The sequence below is a fragment of the Larkinella terrae genome, assembly GCF_009668025.1.
Classification (GTDB): domain Bacteria; phylum Bacteroidota; class Bacteroidia; order Cytophagales; family Spirosomataceae; genus Larkinella; species Larkinella terrae.
On record NZ_WJXZ01000014.1, the window covers coordinates 28700 to 46904 of the forward strand.

General features: G+C 54.0%; 12 protein-coding genes. 9 read left to right on the plus strand and 3 right to left on the minus strand.

Features of this window, described 5'->3' with window-relative positions; genetic code table 11:
- Nucleotides 1–57: 57 nt before the first annotated feature.
- From GJJ30_RS22200 to GJJ30_RS22240, 9 genes are all read left to right on the plus strand, one after another.
- Nucleotides 58–1575 carry a SusD/RagB family nutrient-binding outer membrane lipoprotein gene (locus GJJ30_RS22200; RefSeq protein WP_154177394.1) on the plus strand — a complete coding sequence of 506 codons (1518 nt, stop codon included), beginning with the start codon at nt 58–60 and terminating at the stop codon, nt 1573–1575.
- Between the two features lie 28 nt (nt 1576–1603).
- The gene (locus GJJ30_RS22205) at nt 1604–2368 is read left to right on the plus strand and encodes an HpcH/HpaI aldolase family protein (RefSeq protein ID WP_154177395.1); all 765 of its coding nucleotides are present in this window, start codon (nt 1604–1606) and stop codon (nt 2366–2368) included.
- A 117-nt stretch (nt 2369–2485) separates the two neighbouring features.
- Nucleotides 2486–3919: a GntP family permease gene (locus GJJ30_RS22210; RefSeq protein ID WP_154177396.1), complete on the plus strand. Its 1434-nt coding sequence runs from the start codon at nt 2486–2488 to the stop codon at nt 3917–3919.
- 24 nt (nt 3920–3943) lie between these two features.
- Entirely contained in the window at nt 3944–4801 is an 858-nt protein-coding gene (locus GJJ30_RS22215) for a 2-hydroxy-3-oxopropionate reductase (protein WP_154177397.1), read from the plus strand.
- Between the two features lie 123 nt (nt 4802–4924).
- A complete protein-coding gene (locus GJJ30_RS22220; RefSeq protein WP_154177398.1) occupies nt 4925–6043 on the plus strand; it encodes a mannonate dehydratase in 1119 nt (372 codons plus the stop codon).
- Between the two features lie 20 nt (nt 6044–6063).
- Entirely contained in the window at nt 6064–7386 is a 1323-nt protein-coding gene (locus tag GJJ30_RS22225) for an enolase C-terminal domain-like protein (protein ID WP_229313351.1), read from the plus strand.
- A 253-nt stretch (nt 7387–7639) separates the two neighbouring features.
- A complete protein-coding gene (locus GJJ30_RS22230; protein WP_154177399.1) occupies nt 7640–11716 on the plus strand; it encodes a hybrid sensor histidine kinase/response regulator transcription factor in 4077 nt (1358 codons plus the stop codon).
- A 176-nt stretch (nt 11717–11892) separates the two neighbouring features.
- A complete protein-coding gene (locus GJJ30_RS22235) occupies nt 11893–12390 on the plus strand; it encodes a methylated-DNA--[protein]-cysteine S-methyltransferase (protein WP_154177400.1) in 498 nt (165 codons plus the stop codon).
- A gap of 369 nt (nt 12391–12759) precedes the next feature.
- On the plus strand, nt 12760–13713 hold the full coding sequence (locus tag GJJ30_RS22240) for a DUF6624 domain-containing protein (protein WP_205880598.1): 954 nt from the start codon (nt 12760–12762) through the stop codon (nt 13711–13713).
- A 9-nt stretch (nt 13714–13722) separates the two neighbouring features.
- On the opposite strand, the gene GJJ30_RS22245 is transcribed toward GJJ30_RS22240, so the two are convergent.
- The 3 genes from GJJ30_RS22245 to GJJ30_RS22255 all read right to left on the minus strand — a co-directional run bounded on the left by GJJ30_RS22245 (nt 13723) and on the right by GJJ30_RS22255 (nt 18184).
- Nucleotides 13723–15429, minus strand: a complete 1707-nt coding sequence (locus GJJ30_RS22245; RefSeq protein ID WP_154177401.1) for a hypothetical protein — start codon at nt 15427–15429, stop codon at nt 13723–13725.
- A gap of 72 nt (nt 15430–15501) precedes the next feature.
- Nucleotides 15502–16707, minus strand: coding sequence for a glycoside hydrolase family 88 protein (locus tag GJJ30_RS22250; RefSeq protein WP_154177402.1), 1206 nt, complete (start codon nt 16705–16707; stop codon nt 15502–15504).
- A 295-nt stretch (nt 16708–17002) separates the two neighbouring features.
- On the minus strand, nt 17003–18184 hold the full coding sequence (locus GJJ30_RS22255; RefSeq protein ID WP_154177403.1) for an alginate lyase family protein: 1182 nt from the start codon (nt 18182–18184) through the stop codon (nt 17003–17005).
- Nucleotides 18185–18205 lie beyond the last annotated feature (21 nt).

An 18205-nucleotide genomic window follows, 5' to 3' on the forward strand; every position in this document is an offset into this window, starting at 1 on the left:
AAAAAATAACTCCGCTTAACTCCGCTCAACTCCGCGAAACGAAACACTCTTCTAAAGATGAAAAAGATACACATTGCCCTATTCCTAACCCTTTTCTTCACGTCCTGCGACAAGGGATTTGATGAAATGAACATCAACCCGATTGCCCTGACGGCGGTCGATCCGGCTTTTCAGCTCAATACCGCCATCGTCGCCAGTGCGCCCGGCTACGGAAACCTGAGCTACGAAACCACCATCGTCAAGCAGATGATTACGCCCTTCAGCGGGCAGGGCTCGGCGGCTAATTTCAACCAGGATAACCGCACGGTTTCGAATGGCAACTGGACCACCTATTACGGCAACATCATTCGGGAATTGACCGATGTCATTGCCCAGACGAAAGACAATGCGGCCCGCTCCAACCTCTACAACATGGCGCGCATCTGGCGGGCGTATTCGTTCATGGTCGTTTCGGATTCCTACGGCGACGTGCCGTATACGCAGGCCGGAAAAAGCTACCTGGAAGGGATCGTCAAACCGGTGTATGACACGCAGGAGTCGATTTATACCGATATTCTGAACGAACTGGACGCGGCATCGGCGGGGCTGGATGCGGCCAAAGCCAAGGTCGCCAGCGATGTGATGTACGACGGTGACGTGGTGAAATGGAAACGGCTGGGCTATTCGATTCTGCTGCGGGCGGCCATGCGGCTTTCCAAAGTGAACCCGACCAAAGCCGCTGAATACGTGGCCAAAGCCGTTGCCGGGGGCGTGATGCAGTCCAATGCCGACAATGCGATTATCCGCCATACGGCCAGTTTTACGAACCCGGTGGGCAGCCAGCTGAACGGCGGGCAGTCGGCATTTTTTTACCTCGACGAAGAGTTTGTCAGCTTCCTGCAAAAGAACAACGACCCGCGCCTGGCATCGATTGCCGTTCGGTACGTGGGTGCAACCAGCGGAGCACAACAGGTGGAATCGCGCGCCAACCGCACCCCGGCGGTTCAGATCGGCGCTCCGCAGGGATACGACAATACGACCATCAGCGCGGCCGTAACCGCCAGTAAGTTAGCCAGTTTGTGGGATTACAGCCAGCTCGACAAAACCCGCATGGCCGCTCTGACGGCACCGAGCTTCCTGGTCACCTACGCCCAAACCCAGTTGCTGCTGGCCGAAGCGGTTTTCCGGAAATGGACCACGGGCAATGCCGCCACGCTGTATGCCAACGGCATCCGGGCGCACATGCAGCAACTGGCCAGCTACGGCACCAGCACCGCTATTGCTGAAAGCGCGATTACGGCGTATGTGGACGCCAATCCGCTGGCCGCTGGCAAGGAACTGGAGCAGATCAACACGCAGTATTGGGTGGCCTCGTTTCTGGTCGGGCCCGAAGCCTGGGCCAATTTCCGGCGGAGCGGTTTTCCGGTTTTGAAACCCAATCCGTATCCCGGCAAAGACCTGAAAACCGAAGATTTCATTCGTCGGCTGACTTACACGGATGCCGAACTGAACGTCAATAAAGTGAATGTGCAACAGGCGATTAGCCGTCAGGGAGCGAATTTGCTGGACACCCGGATTTGGTGGGATAAGAAGTAGAGCCTCCTGCTTGTTGACTTTACTGGACATGAAAAATTTAAAGCAAAGGCTGAAACAAGGCGAAACCCTTAACGGGTGTTGGTTAAATCTGGGTAGTTCGTTGACTGCCGAAATTGTGGGCCATTCCGGTTTCGACTGGGTATTGATCGATCTCGAACACGGAGCCGGTTCGGAAAAAGACGTCCTGTATCAACTCCAGGCGCTGGAAAACACGGCTGCGGGCGTGATTGTCCGGGTCGAAAGTTCGGAAAGCCAGCGGATTCACCGGGTGCTCGACATGGGCGCAGAAGGCATCATGTGTCCGAAAGTTCACAATCCCGAAGAGGCCCAAAAAGTTGTGCACGGGTTGCATTATCCGCCCCACGGCGGTCGGGGAGTGGCCAAGATGGTGCGGGCGACCGGTTTTGCGCAGAACTTCAATCAGTATTACGCCGAAGCGCGGGATACGATTCTGGGTGTGGTGCAGATCGAAACCGTCGAAGTGCTGAATCACCTGGACGAAGTCGCGGCTCTGGATGGCGTCGATGTGTTGTTCATCGGACCCGCCGACCTGTCGATGGAACTCGGTATTTTCGGGCAGTTCGACCACCCCCGATTCAAGGAAGCGTTGCAGGAAACCGTCAACGCGGCTCAGAAAGCCGGAAAATCCACCGGAATTCTCTTTTTCAATCCCGACGATTACAAACGCTACCACGACCTCGGCATCCGGCTCATTGCCTGCGGAGCCGACGCCACCTTCGTCGCCGACGGTGCCCGCGCGCTGGCTAGTAAATTAGATGCCTTTCGAAAATGAATTATTGAATTATTACACAGAGTTAAGCGGAGTAAAAAATAAAACTCCGCTTAACTCTGCGAAACTCCGCTCAACTCCGCGAAACAACCTCCTTAAATCCTAAACCGAAAACTCTTAATGTCTGATCCGCTTCTTATTCTAGCCGTTGGTGTATGTATCGTTGTCGGTGGCATCATCGGATTAAAGTTACACCCGTTTCTGGCGTTGCTGCTCGGCGCGTTTATTGTCGCCCTTTTGACGCCCGCGTCGGCCATTGAACAATTTGCCCACGCGAAAGGAACCGCTCCGGCGGCTGCGCAGGCCCTGGCCAAGAAGGGCATCGGCGAACGCATCGCCACCGAGTTTGGCAACACCTGCAGCAAAATCGGAATTCTGATTGCGATGGCCGCCATCATCGGCAAGTGTATGCTGGAAAGCGGGGCCGCCGAACGAATCATCCGGTCGATGCTGCGACTAACGGGGATTGGCAAAGCGCCTATTGCCTTTCTGGTCAGCAGTTTTTTCATCGGGATACCGGTTTTTTTTGATACGGTTTTGTTCCTGATGATGCCGCTCGCCAAAGCCATGACCCTGCGGATCGGCAAAAATTACCTGCTGCTGGTGTTATGTATCATGGCCGGGGCCGCGATGGCCAACTCGCTGGTTCCGCCCGCGCCGGGGCCGCTGTTCCTGATCGGCGAAATGCACATTCCGATTGGGCTGATGATGATCGCGGGCACCATCGTGGGGCTCTTTACGATCACGGCGGGGTATTTCTTCGCGCTTTGGGCAAATAAAAAATGGCCGATTCCGCTGCGGGATTCGCTGGATGCCAAGCTGGAAGATATCAAACTGATTGCAGCTAAAGAAGACGTTCACCTGCCCGGTTTGGGCGTGTCGTTGCTGCCGGTGTTGATTCCACTGGTATTCATTTGCGCCGATACGATTCTGAACACGATGGCCACGCCCGGCGACCCACTGGCACAATCGGCGGTTTTGAAGGTGGTGAAATTCTTTGGTGACAAAAACATCGCCGTCGTCACCGGCGGCATTGCGGCTTTGCTCATTCTGGCCAGCCACAAGAAAAGCGGCAAAGAGGGCTTGACGCCTTTCGTGCAGGCGGCTCTGATGAGCGGGGGCGGCATTATCCTGATTACGGCCGCGGGGGGCGCTTTTGGTGGCATGCTGCAGCAAACCGGTATCAGCACGCGGATTGCCGACATGACCAGGGAATACCAGATGGCGCTGATTCCGCTCGCGTTTCTGATTGCCGCCGTGGTGCGAACCGCGCAGGGCTCGGCCACGGTGGCGCTGATCACAGCGTCGGGGATTTTGTCCGGGATGGCGAGCAATGCGAACCTCGGATTTCACCCGGTTTATCTCGGACTGGCCATCGGTTGCGGTTCCAAGCTGGTGCCGTGGATGAACGACGCCGGTTTCTGGATCATCTGTAAACTCAGCAATTTAACCGAGCAGGAAGCGCTCAAAACCATTTCACCCCTGCTCGTCGTCATGGGTCTGGCCGGTCTGGTCGTCATCATGATCGGTGCGCAGTTGTTTCCGTTAATTTAACGGTTTACCGAAAATCGTAAACTTATGCAAAAAATAGGATTCATTGGATTAGGGATCATGGGGAAACCCATGGCGTTGAATTTGATCAAGGCCGGTTATTCCGTGTCTATTCTGGGAAAAAGTGGCGCGGCTGATGAACTGGAGGATGCGGGTGCGAACACATTTCCGACGAGCAAAGCCCTGGCGCAACACACTGACATCGTGATCACGATGCTGCCGGATTCGCCGGATGTGGAACAGGTTGTTTCCGGTCCGGATGGCGTGTTGGAAGGCATTCAATCGGGGGCGTTGTTCATCGATATGTCGACGATTTCGCCTTCGACGGCCCGGACTATTTACCAGTCGATGCAGGAAAAGGGCGTGGAAGCGCTGGATGCGCCGGTTTCGGGCGGACAGGTGGGAGCGGTTTCGGCCTCGCTGTCGATCATGGTCGGTGGGAGCGAAGCGGCTTTTAATCGGGCGCTACCGGTTTTTCAGGCGATGGGCAAAAACATCGTGTGGATCGGCGAACCGGGTGCGGGACAGACTACGAAAGCCTGCAACCAGATGATTGTCGGCATTACGATTCAGGCCGTGGCCGAAGCCTTTACGCTGGCGAAAAACGCGGGCGTCGATCTGGAGAAAATGCGGGAGGTTTTGCTGGGCGGTTTTGCCCAAAGCCGCATTCTCGATTTACACGGCAAACGGATGATTGAGCGAAATTTTGCGCCCGGTTTCAAGATCAGGCTGCACAAGAAAGACCTGGGTATTGCCCTGCAATCCGGCGACGAATTTTCAGTTCCGTTGAAAGCCACGGCGCTCGTTGCCGAACAAATGAAAGCCGCCGTCGCGGCCGGAAACGGCGAACTGGACCACAGCGCGATTATTCAGGAATTGGAATAATGAAATGTTACCCCTAAATCCCCTAAAGGGGACTTGGACTCGAATTGTCCGGATTAAAAGTCCCCTTTAGGGGATTTAGGGGTAAATACGAAGAAATATTCATCCTAAACTCCTTATACCAATATGAAACGGAAAAGTTTTATCAAAGCCATCGCGACGGGCTCCGTTGGCGCGGCTGCGTTGGGTTCCGAACATGCGCGGGCGGAAATTAAAGCCGTTCCCAAAAAAGTGCTGATGAAAGTGGGCTGCCAGTCGGGCGGGACAAGCGTTGAGAATCTGGAGTTTAAAGCCCGTCACGGGGTGTATAATCTCGACGGCGGAGCCCCAAAAACCATTCCGGGAAAAGGCTGGGACCTGGAGGATTCGATGAAAAAGCGCGAAGCCTGCGAGAAATATGGCATCAGCCTCGACGCCTACCACTTTCCACTGACCTCGGCCGGAATCGATAAGGTGGAGTATCCGAACATCATGCTCGGAAAAAGCCCGGAGCGGGACCGCGAAATTGAAATTCTTCAGCAAATGATTCAGGTAGCCGGAAAAACCGGTATTAAAGTCCTGAATTACAACACAACGATTCTGCCGGTTTTGCGCACCGGGCGGACCACGGACCCCAAGCGCGGCAATGCCGACTACAGCACCTGGAATTACGAAGAGGCCCTGAAACAGAACCATCCCAAGACCATCGCGGGCGACGTAACCATCGAGCAGATGTTTGAGCGGATTACGTACCTGCTGGACCGGATTCTGCCGGTGGCGAAGGAATACAAAGTCAAGATGGCCAACCACATTGCCGATCCGCCGACGCCGGTGGGCTACCGGGGCATTACGCGCTGGAACAGCCCGGATGTGTTCAAAGGCATTCAGCGGTTTGCAAAACTGTACGATTCTGAATACCACGGTTTTAACTTCTGTATCGGTTCCATTGCGGAAGGTTTGAAAGACCCGAAAACCGAAATTATGCCGATTATTAAGTGGGTGGGCGAGCGAAATCAGATTTTTAACGTTCATTTGCGGAACATAAAGGGCGGCTGGAACAACTTTCAGGAAGTCTATCCCGACAACGGCGACATGAATTTCCTGCAGGTGGTTCGCGCCCTGCGTGACGTCGGTTTTTCCGGGATGGTCATGCCCGATCATGTGCCGCACCACCACGATCCGGCCAGTATGCCCCAGGCGTTTTCGTTTGCCTATGGCTACATCAAAGGGCTGTTGCAGGCGGTTTCCGACGAAGTGAAGAGTTAAACAGAACCCTGGCAGTTACCATGAATTTGAATCCGCATTTGTCCGGTAAATCCGGTCCCAGAATCAGGGAAATTACCGTTACGCCGATTGCCGTTGTTGACCCACCCTTGCTGAATGCCGCCGGTTTGCACGCACCTTACGCCCTGCGCACGATCGTGGAGCTGGTGACGGACGACGGGATTTCGGGCATCAGCGAGATTCCCGGAAACAGCGACATCGATGCGGCTCTGGAAGCTTCCAAACCGCTGCTGATCGGGCGCGATGTGTTTCAGCTCAGCGAAATCCGGCAGGTGCTGGTCAGTCATTTCGGGAAAGACACGGCCGCCCAGCGGGGCGATGCGCCCTGGGATCAGCGGAAAATGGTCCATATTTTCAGCTCCATCGAAGTGGCCTGTCTCGACATTATCGGGAAAGTGACCGGTCGGCCGGTGGTCGATTTGCTGGGGGGTAAGATGCGCGATCGTGTGCCATTTTCGGCCTATCTGTTTTATAAATACGAAGGGGCCGGGGGAAAACTGGCGTTCGATACCGACCCGAATGCGCAGGGCTGGGCCGCGGCCCGGCAAGCCAGTGCCCTGAATCCGGCCGAGATCGTGGCGCAGGCCAAAGCGATGTGTGCCGAGTTCGGTTTTCAGTCGATCAAGCTCAAAGGTGGGGTTTTCGAACCCCGTCAGGAGGTCGATGCGATGTTGGCGCTCTACGAAGCCTTTGGCCCGAATGTGCCGCTGCGCATCGACCCGAATGCGCTCTGGAAAGTGGAAACCGCCATTCAGTACGGTCGGGAGATGGAACCCATTCTGGAGTATCTCGAAGATCCCGTTCGCGGACAGGCGGCCATGGCGCAGGTTCGGAAAGCCATCAAAACCCCGCTGGCAACCAACATGTGCACGACATCCTTCGAAGACATTCCGAACAGCATTGCCATTGGCTCTGAGGATATTATTCTGAGCGACCACCATTTCTGGGGTGGTTTGCGGGCGTCGATGACGCTTTCCGGCATTTGCGAAACCTTCGGGCGCGGATTGTCGATGCACTCCAACAGTCATTTGGGCATTTCGCTGGCGGCTATGGTGCACCTCGGCGCGGCCCTGCCGCAGGTTCCGTACGCCCTGGATACGCATTACCCGTGGCAATCGGACGAGGTCATTGTCGGGGGGCGGTTTAAATTCGAAGAAGGAGCGGTTTTGGTTCCGCAGGAACCCGGGCTCGGCGTCGAACTGGACCGCGACGCCCTGGCCGCACTTCACCAGAATTACCTGGAATGCGGGTTGAAGAAACGCGACGACGAACCCGAAATGCAGAAAAAACAGCCCGGCTGGAAATTCCAGGCCGTCCGCTGGTAATGTACCCACGGACTGTTAGTCCGTGTTGATTTTCTCACTCCATTATCAGGATTAAAACACGGGCTAAAGCGGCAGCGGCCGTCCGACCGTGAGTACGTAAGGAGGAACGAGCTTTCGATGTCTTTATAAGATAAATACATTCCGTTACACAATTAATGCTGTCGGGGAATGGTTTATGAAGACAACGATGACTCATCACAAACATAGGGCCCGGTTTTGGCTGGGCATTCTTACTAATTTTCTCCTGCTTCCGATGGCATTCTGCCAGTCGGTCGGACTGAGTTTCAGCCACCTCGGCGTGGAAGAAGGCTTGTCGCAAAGCAGCGTGTACGCCATTGCGCAGGATCACCACGGTTTTATGTGGTTCGGGACCCGCGACGGACTCAACCGCTACGATTCCCGGCAGGTAGCGGTTTACAAAAATCGGAGCGACAATCTGCGGAGTCTGGCGTCCAATACCATCAACAGTCTGCTGCTGGATAAACGGGGGCGGCTTTGGGTCGGTACCACGCGCGGATTGGCATTATATCGTCCTGAAACGGATGATTTTCAGCGGTTTTCGTTCAATCATTCGCGGGATTCGACCATTATTAGTCTGGCGGAAGACAGTCGCGGCTCCGTTTGGGTCGGAACCCTGAACGGTTTGTACCGCCTTCAGGCTGAAAAACCGCACCGGTTTGAGCGGCTCGTTGAGTTAACCCAAAACCGCCAGGACCTGAAAAACCAGCACGTCCGAACCATCCACGAAGACCGGGAACGCAATCTTTGGGTCGGAACGTCCGGCGGACTGGTGCAACTCCGGCCAGCGCCTTCGGGAAAATTTCAACTGATCCATTATTTTCTGGAAGCTTCGGATTTGAAGTACCATAATGCCTTCAACGGCATCAATGCCATTGCCGAAGACCGGGCCGGGCGGTTGTGGCTCGGTACCGAACGGCACGGTATTGCCCTGTTTGACAGGCGATTGGATCGTGTTGTTTCGTGGACGGCGGCCACCGGATTAGATCTCAAGACCCAAACCATCCGAACGATTCAGGCCGACGGTTCTGCCCATTTCTGGGTCGGGACCATGGCGGGTTTGTACATTGTGGCGCAGGACGGCAGCCGGTTTCGGGCGTTGACCAACCAGCCCACTGACCCCGGATCGCTGAGCGACAATTCGGTTCGATCCATTTTTCGCGATCGCGATGGCTCGGTTTGGGTGGGGTCGTATTACGGCGGAGTCGACCTCTACAGTCCGCTGGCCCGACAGTTTGCTTCCTTCCGGCCCATTGGCAATCAGGGTGGAATGCCTTTTAAGATCGCGGGGCCGATGTTGCGCGCCAATGCCCCGGATCAGCTCTGGCTGGGCACCGAGGATCGTGGGCTTTTTCTGCTCAATGCCGACAAAACCGTTGCCCGTCATTATGTCCATAATCCAAAAAATAATCAGTCGCTTTCCAACGACAAAGTGAAATGCCTGCTGGCCGATGGAGCGAGCGGTTTGTGGGTCGGAACGCTTCAGGGATTGAATTACCTGGATTTGCGTCGGCAAACCATTACGCGCTATTTGCACGAACCCAACAATCCGAACTCGTTGCCCAATGATCGGATTTATGATCTGAAACGGGATGCGGACGGAACACTGTGGGTAGTTACCAATCTGGGTGGTTTGTGCCGATTCGAGCCGAAAACGCAGTCGTTCATTCAGTTTGGCCACCGGCCGGAGCAGAAAAACTCGCTCAGTTCCAACAATGCCATGAGCTTGCTGATCGACAGTCAGCAACGGCTGTGGGTGGGGACGACGAACGGTTTGAACCGGAAATTGCCGAATGAAGACGGATTTGAGCACTTTTTTCACGATGAACGCAACCCGGCTTCGATCAGCAGCAGCCACATTACCTGTTTTCTCGAAGACCGCCAGCGTCGGCTCTGGATCGGCACGCGCGACGGCGGGTTGAACCTACTCTTGCCCGACAACCGCTCGTTTCAGCAGTATACGATGGCCGATGGCTTACCCAGCAATACGGTTTTTGGCATTCGGGAAGATAGCCAGGGAAGGCTCTGGATCAGTACGGACAACGGCCTGGCGCAGCTCGATCCGGTTCCGTCGAAGATCATTTCGTTCAACAAACACGACGGACTGATTTCTAAGGAATTTACGTCTAATTCAACGTATCAGGATGCACAGGGCTATTTTTATTTTGGCGGCTATAACGGAATTGTTCAATTTCATCCGGACAGCATTCGCCGGAATACGACACCGCCCCGGCTGGCGTTTACGCAATTGCGGTTATTCAATGAGCCGGTAACCAGCCTCGCTTCCGACGGAATCGATTACCGGAAAGGACTGACCTTTACGCACCACCAGAATGTGTTTTCGCTCGATTTTGCGGCATTCAATTACATCAATTCGTCAAAAAACCGCTATGCTTACCGGTTGCTTGGCTTCGACAAGGGCTGGAATTACGTGAGCGAACCGCGGGCGATGTACATGAATCTGGCGCCGGGCGAGTATGTTCTGCAGGTGAAAGGGGCCAACAACGACGGCGTCTGGAATCAAAAACCGCTCGAATTGAAAATAACCGTGTTGCCGCCTATCTGGAAAACCGGCTGGGCGTACTTGCTGTATGCGCTGACATTCATTGGGTTGCTGGGACTTTGGTCGCGGTTTAACCGGAACCGGCTACGACTGGCGCACGAACTGGAACTGGAACAGAACGAGAAAAACCGGCAGCAGGAATTACACCAGACCAAACTGAATTTCTTCACCGAAATTGCCCACGAAATCCGGACGCCTTTGACGCTCGTGATGGGACCCATCGAAGTGCTGACTACCCATAACCCGCAGGATGCGTTTCTACAGAAGCAACTGGCGATCATGCGCGGCAGCACCGACCGATTGCTGCGGCTGTTGAACCAGCTTTTGGATTTCCGGAAACACGAAACCGGTCATAGTCAGTTGCAGAAACGGGAAACCGATCTGGTGGTTTTTCTGGAAAAAATTACGGCCTCGTTCCGGGAACACGCCCGGTCGCGCCAGGTTACGCTGCTGAACGAGTCGGAAGTAACAAAATGGCCGGTCTGGATCGATGCCGGGGAAATGGAAAAAGTGGTGTACAATCTGCTGCTCAACGCCTTTAAATTTACTCCGGCGGGCGGCACGATTTCGGTCCGGCTGCAACAGGAATTTGGCGCGTCGGATGCCGAAAACAGCGCCATCATCACCGTCGAAGACACGGGCAGCGGGATTCCGGCGAATGAACTGGACCCGATTTTCAACGCATTTTATCAGAGCAGTTCTTCGAAAAAGCGCGACTCCGGTTTTGGGTTGGGTCTGGCGCTCAGCAAAAGTATTGTCGATCTGCACGAAGGACAAATCACTGTCGAAAGCCGGGAGTCTAATTTGCAAACGCCTGGTTTTACGCGCTTTACCATTACGTTGCCCGGTTTTTCATCCGCCTGGTCCGGACCGGTTCAGAGTGAGATGCCGACCGAAACCGATTGGCAATCACTCCGTCCGACGGCTTTGCGTGAAACCGTCGACACGCTGGTGGAAGGAGAACCGGTTTTGGGAAAACCGCTTATTTTAATCGTTGAAGATCAGGAAGACATCCGGGCGTACATCCGGGATTTGTTTGCCGAAACCGCGCAGGTAGTTGAGGCCGCCAACGGCGTTCTTGCCTGGGAAAAAGCCGCCCAACTGTTGCCTGACCTGATCATTACCGACGTCGCAATGCCGGAAATGGACGGTTTTTCGCTCACCAACCGCATCAAGTCTGACCCGCGAACCAGCCACATTCCGGTGATTATGCTGACGGCAAAAGGCACGACGGACGATCAGTTGACGGGGCTGCAAATCGGGGCCGATGATTACGTGACCAAGCCCTTTCACCCGGTTTTGCTGCAGGCCCGGGTGCGCAACCTGTTGTTGCTTCGAGAGCAGTTGAAGGCGAAATACCACCGGATCGTAACGCTGCAACCTCAGCCGCAGCAACTGGATCACCCGGACGACAAATTTCTGAATCAACTGCTAACGGTTCTGAACGCCAACCTCAGCAATGCCGACTTCAATGTAACCAGTCTGGTGGGTGAAATGGGCATGAGCCGACCGGTTTTGTTCCGAAAAGTGAAGATGCTGACTGGTTTGTCGGTGATCGATTTATTGCGGACAACGCGATTGAAAAAGGCCGAAAGTTTGTTGAAACAGAAAAAAGCCGGTATTTCGGAAATCGCGTTTGCCGTCGGATTTGGCGATCCCCGGTATTTCAGCCGGGCTTTCCGCGCCCAGTTTGGGGTCACGCCGACGGAGTATGCCAACCGGTGTGCGGAAGAGACGGAAGTAGTATAGATTTAATTATCAGGTAGTTTGGCGTATCAATTTTTACAATAAAGCGGTTTTTGAGATTTTAAAGCCCCGGCGGGACGCAATGTTTGTAGAAAATACGTTCGCCCTCCGTTGTCAATCGTACGGTAGGTACGAGACCTGAAGCAAGATTTCCACGAAACCAATCGACAGTAAACAAAATGGACTATTATTACAAAACAATGCCTTCGCCGGTGGGGCAATTGAAGCTGGTGGGAAGCGACAAGGGCCTGGCTGCCGTTCTCTGGGAAAATGACGATCCGCGTCGCGTTCCCATCAACGCAACCATTGAGGATGAGACGCATCCGGTGCTGCTTGAAGCCGAACAGCAACTGAACGATTATTTTGCGGGAAAGCGGACGGTTTTTTCCTTCCAGCTGGATTTTATCGGCACCGAATTTCAGAGGAAAGTCTGGCAGGCGCTGTTGACCATCCCCTTCGGGGAAACGCGGAGCTACGGCGACATTGCCCGGCAAATCGGAGATATCAAAGCCGTTCGGGCGGTGGGAGCGGCCAATGGGAAAAATCCGATTTCGATTATTGCGCCCTGCCACCGCGTCATTGGCTCGACCGGGAAGTTGACCGGTTTTGCGGGTGGGCTGGCAGCAAAAGCCTATCTGCTTAAATTGGAAACCCGGCAAACGGAGCTGGTGTTTTGAGTGGCAAAGCTTCAGTCACGAAAGTCCGTAATTGCTAACAAGTAGGCGATTTTCAGTCCCGTAGGGACGCTAGGTTTGTAGAAAACGGAGTCGTTTTTGCGCGTTCGGGCGTGCCTTTGGTTACGCAACCTAAGCAAAAATATTGCGTACCCAAAGGCACGCTGGACAATGTAAATCAACCTTTTGGCTACAAACCTAGCGTCCCTACGGGACTGAAAACTGCATAGGCAGGCCGTGGTTTCGCACCATTTATTCGGAAAAAGAACGGGGCCTTATGATAAGAAAAACATCTCTAATTTAAAGCACATTCCAATTCGGACGTGAATAAACTACCTCTTTAGTTAAATTGCGTAACTAAATGGAAACGTTATGCGGTTTACACTACTGGTTCTTGCCTTTCTCTTTCAGTCACTTACGTACGCGCAAACCTACAAATCCCTGATTAGCGAAGCCGAAAAGAAGTACAACGAAAAAGTATACCCCAAGTCGGTCGAGCTGTATAAACGGGCGTTCAAACTCGAACAGAAAAACCGTACGGATTTCTACAATGCGGCCTGTTCGGCAGCTTTGATGAAGGATACCAGACTGGCGCTCGATTGGCTCAATCAGGCATTTAACAAAGGTTATATCAACATCCGGCACATGAAAACGGACAGCGATCTGGCCGTGCTTCACGCTAAAAATGAGTGGAAAGAGCTGGTAGGTCGGATGCAAACCAAAGTCGACAAAATCGAAGCGAATTACGACAAGCCGTTGCAGGCCAAATTGTTAGCGATTTACGACGAAGATCAGAAATACCGCAAACAGATCGATTCGCTGAGCCAGAAATACGGTTTTAATTCCAGAGAGGTGCAAAACCACTGGAAGATGATCGAGCAGAAAGACAGTGCCAATTTGGTTGAGGTTAAGGCGATTCTGGATCAGTACGGCTGGCTGGGCGAAGACAAAGTGGGTCCTCAGGCCAACATGACGCTGTTTCTGGTGATTCAGCACGCGGATCTGGCGACGCAGCAAAAATACCTTCCGATGATGCGGGAAGCCGTGAAAACCAAAAAGGCCGAACCCAGCTCACTGGCGTTGCTGGAAGATCGCGTAGCGCTGGGCGAGGGTCGGCGGCAAACCTACGGCAGCCAGATCGGGCAGGACAACGACGGCAAAGCGTACGTTTTGCCGATGAACGATCCGGATAATGTGGACAAACGCCGGGCCGACGTCGGTTTGCCGCCCCTGGCCGATTACGTGAAGTACTGGGACCTGAAGTGGGATGTGGCTGACTACAAAAAACGACTTCCCGAATACGAAAAGAAAAGCGGAATCAAGTAGCGGTTTTGCTCACTTAACGTTGAACGTCAGGCGGTTTACCCACACGGCCTGGTGATCGGCTTCCCGGTCGAATTCGCTCAGCATGAATGCCTTATCCATGTTGATTCGGGCATTAAAGACGGTTTTGTTATTAATAATCACCTTGACGGGACGACTCAGATCAACCATTTCGGGCGAGATGTAAATCGTAACCGATCCGGCGCGAGAGGTTTTCAGAATAAACTGGTTTTGGCTATAGGTTGCCGAAACCGCCCCGGATTTTCGGGGAAAAACGAAGGCCTGCGAGGTGCTGTCTTTTACGGTAGCCGGGCTGTACACATCGCGCCAGCCGGTGACCTGAAAATTGACGGCCTGATGCCATTCCGCCGGGGCCGACAGCGTGTCCAGCGTGTTGATTTCCAGCCAGTCGCAGCGGTTGTGCCGGAGATTGTCGCATTCCCAATAGAGCTGTTTTTGAAACGGGTTGCGCTTTCTGGTTAGCATGTCGGCAAAAAGCTGCCGGTAGATACCCCGGGTGGCCGAATCCTTTGAAGCAATCAGATAGCCGTGCGACCGATGACCTTCCACTTCGATGTTCTGCCAATCGACCTGCCATTTTTTCGCGACATCCACCAGCGAACGATGCCCTTCGAACGGGAAATAGTAATCATAATCCGTCGCTACGTTGTAGAATGAGCGGTTTTGGGCATTTCGGAAAAATGTCCCGCCGGTTCGGACCTGCGGGCGGTTGTTGATCCCCGAAAAACCGGCGAACAAACCCGGTTGCTTCATCAGGTACGAAAAAGCTCCGGTGGCGCCGTTCGAATGGCCGGTTACGTAAACCCGGCTGTCGTCGATGTTGTACATCTTTTTGACTTCCCGAATCACTTGAGGCACAATGTCAAAACCGTCGTCCGGCATCATCCAGTTGTATCGCCGGGTGCTGTAGGGAAAAACCGTGATCAGTCCCGACTCACTGGCCTGATTCATAAAGGATTGCCCGAAAAACGTGTGGGTCGAATCGGCAACGTCAGGAAAAGAAGCCTGTTGTGCCACGGCGCCGTGCAGCACCACAACCATCGGATAGTCCTTCTGCGCGTCAAACTGAGCCGGTAGTTGGATGAAATACGGAACCTCGATGGAATCGGCGAACGCCAGCCAGACCAGTTGGTACCGGCCTTGCACTGGTTTTGGACGTGGGGAATGGGGCTGGTGAAGTTGTTGATAAAGCTCAGAGGCTGTCGGAATTTTAGCCAAGGTGGCCCGTTCGTTGCGGGCTTTTGAAAGCAACTGTTTCTGGAGCTGTCGGTACGGCAAACTGGTCTTGACGCGGTGCTGGCGTTCCCGTTCTTTCGCTTCGTTTACTTTCGCCATAAAAACCGCCCAGCGGGGATCCGACCGGAGCCAGTCGAAACTTTTATTACTATAAGGCCCCTTGGTGAAAATATCGGAATCGACCACCCGATTGAGGTAGTGAAAGGTCAGGTCGGCGTTTTTGTCGCGGCTGGCGAAATCGGCCGCATTCAGGTAGCGCCAGTATTTATCCTCGGGATTGGCTTCTCCGGCTTTCAACGCCCATTCGATGGCGGCTTTCCAGTTTTGTCGCCCCATATTGGCCCCCATGCTATCTAAAGCAGGATTGCGCGACTGGGCGAAGCCGGAGAGGAAAGCCAAAAGGACCAGCGGGAGCCAGCCAAGCGAATAAAAGCTGGTTCGAATCGTAGTAGTATTGCTCATGTTCGGGGTCAGGAATATGAGCCAAAGAGGGAATTAACGGCTTGCCCGTTGCATGATCAGTTGATCAGTAGTTCAAAATAGCGGTTTTTTATCATTCAGTTTTTTCGCCCGCAACAAGGCTTCGAGGTAATAATAATCGGCGTAAATCAGCGGCACATCGCGCTCAAATGTCTTCGCGCCGGTGCTGTGCAACAGCAGAAAACCGTGGTTTTTTCCAACGGGCGATGCGTAGTTTTTAGACAGGCTGGCAATGACCTGATCGGCCTTGACGCGGTATTGCGCATTCGCCGGACCGTAGGTACTGAGCTCGTACAGCGCCGATGCCATCACCGCTGCCGCCGACACATCGCGCAATTCGTTTGGAATCGCCGGAGCATCGAAATCGTAATACGGCACCAGATCCTGCGGCATTCGCGGGTGGTTGAGCATGAATGCGGCAATGGCCTCGGCCTGTTGCAGAAAAACCGGATTTTTGGTTTCGCGGTAACAAACAGTGTAGCCATAAAGCCCCCAGGCCTGCCCCCGCGCCCAGGCCGACTCGTCGCTGAAACCCTGGTGCGTGTTTTTCTTCAGAACCTTTCCGGTCAGGGTGTCGTAATCGACGACGTGGTAGGAGCTGTGGTCGGGGCGGTAATGGTTTTTGAGCGTCGTCTGGGCGTGCGTCACCGCAATCTTATAAAACGTCGAATCGCCGGTCAGGCGGGTGGCCGCAAACAGCAGTTCCAGGTTCATCAAATTGTCGATAATCACCGGACATTGCCAGACCTCCTGGTGATGGTCCCAGGATCGGATGATGCCCGCCGTCGGCTTGAATCGTTTGCTTAACGATCTGGCTCCCTGGATGATGACGTCGCGATAGGCCGGATCTTTGGTCAACCGAAAACCGTTGCCGTAACTACAATAGATTTTGAAACCCATGTCGTGCGTACCGGCATTCCACTTTTCATGTTCCAGATTGGCGGTGAAAAACCGGGCCTGTTTTTCCCAATCCGGTTTGCCGGTATATTCGAAGAGGTACCATAACTCGCCGGGGAAAAAACCGCTCGTCCAGTCGCGGGCCGGAACCAGTTGCAGCGCGCCCGATTCATCCAGCGTTCGGGGCGACACAACGGGCGGTTTGTTCCCGACCGGTTTCTTGTCGGCGACCGCTACCTCGCTCAGCATCAGACGCGTTTGCTGTTCGGCCAATGCGAGCAGGGATTTGATGGACGAGTTTGGTATGGAGCTGATTGCCGGAATAAGGCCCAGAATGATGACGGTTAGTTTACGTATTTTCATTTTTATGTACCCGCGGACTTTGGTCCGTTCGCAATTTGTGTAGATTTAAAATGGTAGATTGATATAAATGGCGCTTTAACTATCGGGTAATAGTGAGTTTGTTAAGCACCATAGGTGCGAAATATTTGTAGCCAAGTAGATCTCATGAGTCCGCCCGCGTGCCGTCAGGTACGCAACATCTGGACAATTGCGTACCTGACGGCACGCGGGCGAATTTTGAATACTTTCTAATTCTGCAAACATTTGACCGCTACGCGGCCAGAAATTTCGGGTTACACTGCTTACTGAAGTTGATTTACAGCCAGATCACCGGATTTCGGATGGGCAGGTTTCTTAATACTTCCTCAACCTGCGGATCGTGGTCCAGTTTCTTCCAGGTGGTCAGCCAATCCGGCTGTTTGAAAGCCAGCGCGCCGAAAACCAGAAACGGATGGGCCACCGGCCAGTCGTTCCAGTACATGACATCCGGTTTCTGCGGCCAACGGGACTTGTTCTGAACAAACGGAAACAAATACGCAATGCCCCGTCGGATGCCGCGCCCGTCGGCGGTTTGGAAGGCCCAGAGGTTGTCGGTTGGGGTGGATAAAATCTGACAGATCATCGTCATCGCGTCGAGATTAAAGAGCGAATAACCGTACGGTTTGGTCCGACGCAATTCCAGCGGAAAACTGCCGTCAGCGGCCATCTGGTCGGGGAGAAGCACGGTTTTGTAGCGGTTGCGGCAGAACAGCAGCAGCGAGTCGTTTTTCGTCAGACTGGCAAAAGCCGCCACCTGCATCACCCAGCAGGTTCCGTGGTTATTTTTCGCATTCATCTCGTCTTTGCCGTACGGATGGGTCGTCAGCCAGGTCAGGTAATCGGTAAACCAGTGACGAATAGCGGCCACCGATTTTTGATTCGCACTTTTAGATTTTTCCATGACCCGCACCCCCTGCGTCACTTCCATCAGGTGAATGGTGTCGATGATGCCGATACCCCGGCCCGTTGCGCGCCCTTTAATCGCCTGCGTGTACAGCAACGACGGATTCATGCGCGTGGCCGGATCGACAAACCAGGCGTTGAGGTGCCGGAAAGCCTGCCGAACGTAGGTCTCATCGCGCGTAATGACATACGCCGACGCCAGCGCGCCCACAATCCGGCTAAACCGAATCATGGCTTGCCGGTGGGCCACAAAGTTATCGGGATTGGTCATCCCGTCGCGCTGGATGTACGGTCCCTGCGGGTTGGTCGAATCCGGCCACCAGTAATCGCCCTCCGAGAAAAAATCGTGCGGACCGCCCGCGCTCCGGGGCGATGTCTGGGCCGTAACCGTGATGGGTTCCTGCTGCATCGCCCAACGCGCTTCCGCCAGAACGTGGGATTTTAGCGTAGCGATAACGGCGGTTTTTTGTGAACCGGGAGCCGGTAATTGCCCACGTACCAGGCCGACCAATCCATAGTAAAGGAAAATCGTAAAAAGGATAAACCGTGTTTGCATCGGGCTACGTGGAAAGCTAAG

Coding starts and splice junctions, on each gene's coding strand:
- GJJ30_RS22230 (WP_154177399.1), top strand. CDS start 7,640: ATGGCATTCTGCCAGTCGGTCGGACTGAGTTTCAGCCACCTCGGCGTG.
- GJJ30_RS22215 (WP_154177397.1), top strand. CDS start 3,944: ATGCAAAAAATAGGATTCATTGGATTAGGGATCATGGGGAAACCCATG.
- GJJ30_RS22250 (WP_154177402.1), bottom strand. CDS start 16,707: ATGAAAATACGTAAACTAACCGTCATCATTCTGGGCCTTATTCCGGCA.
- GJJ30_RS22225 (WP_229313351.1), top strand. CDS start 6,064: ATGAATTTGAATCCGCATTTGTCCGGTAAATCCGGTCCCAGAATCAGG.
- GJJ30_RS22235 (WP_154177400.1), top strand. CDS start 11,893: ATGGACTATTATTACAAAACAATGCCTTCGCCGGTGGGGCAATTGAAG.
- GJJ30_RS22240 (WP_205880598.1), top strand. CDS start 12,760: ATGCGGTTTACACTACTGGTTCTTGCCTTTCTCTTTCAGTCACTTACG.
- GJJ30_RS22245 (WP_154177401.1), bottom strand. CDS start 15,429: ATGAGCAATACTACTACGATTCGAACCAGCTTTTATTCGCTTGGCTGG.
- GJJ30_RS22255 (WP_154177403.1), bottom strand. CDS start 18,184: ATGCAAACACGGTTTATCCTTTTTACGATTTTCCTTTACTATGGATTG.
- GJJ30_RS22220 (WP_154177398.1), top strand. CDS start 4,925: ATGAAACGGAAAAGTTTTATCAAAGCCATCGCGACGGGCTCCGTTGGC.
- GJJ30_RS22205 (WP_154177395.1), top strand. CDS start 1,604: ATGAAAAATTTAAAGCAAAGGCTGAAACAAGGCGAAACCCTTAACGGG.
- GJJ30_RS22210 (WP_154177396.1), top strand. CDS start 2,486: ATGTCTGATCCGCTTCTTATTCTAGCCGTTGGTGTATGTATCGTTGTC.
- GJJ30_RS22200 (WP_154177394.1), top strand. CDS start 58: ATGAAAAAGATACACATTGCCCTATTCCTAACCCTTTTCTTCACGTCC.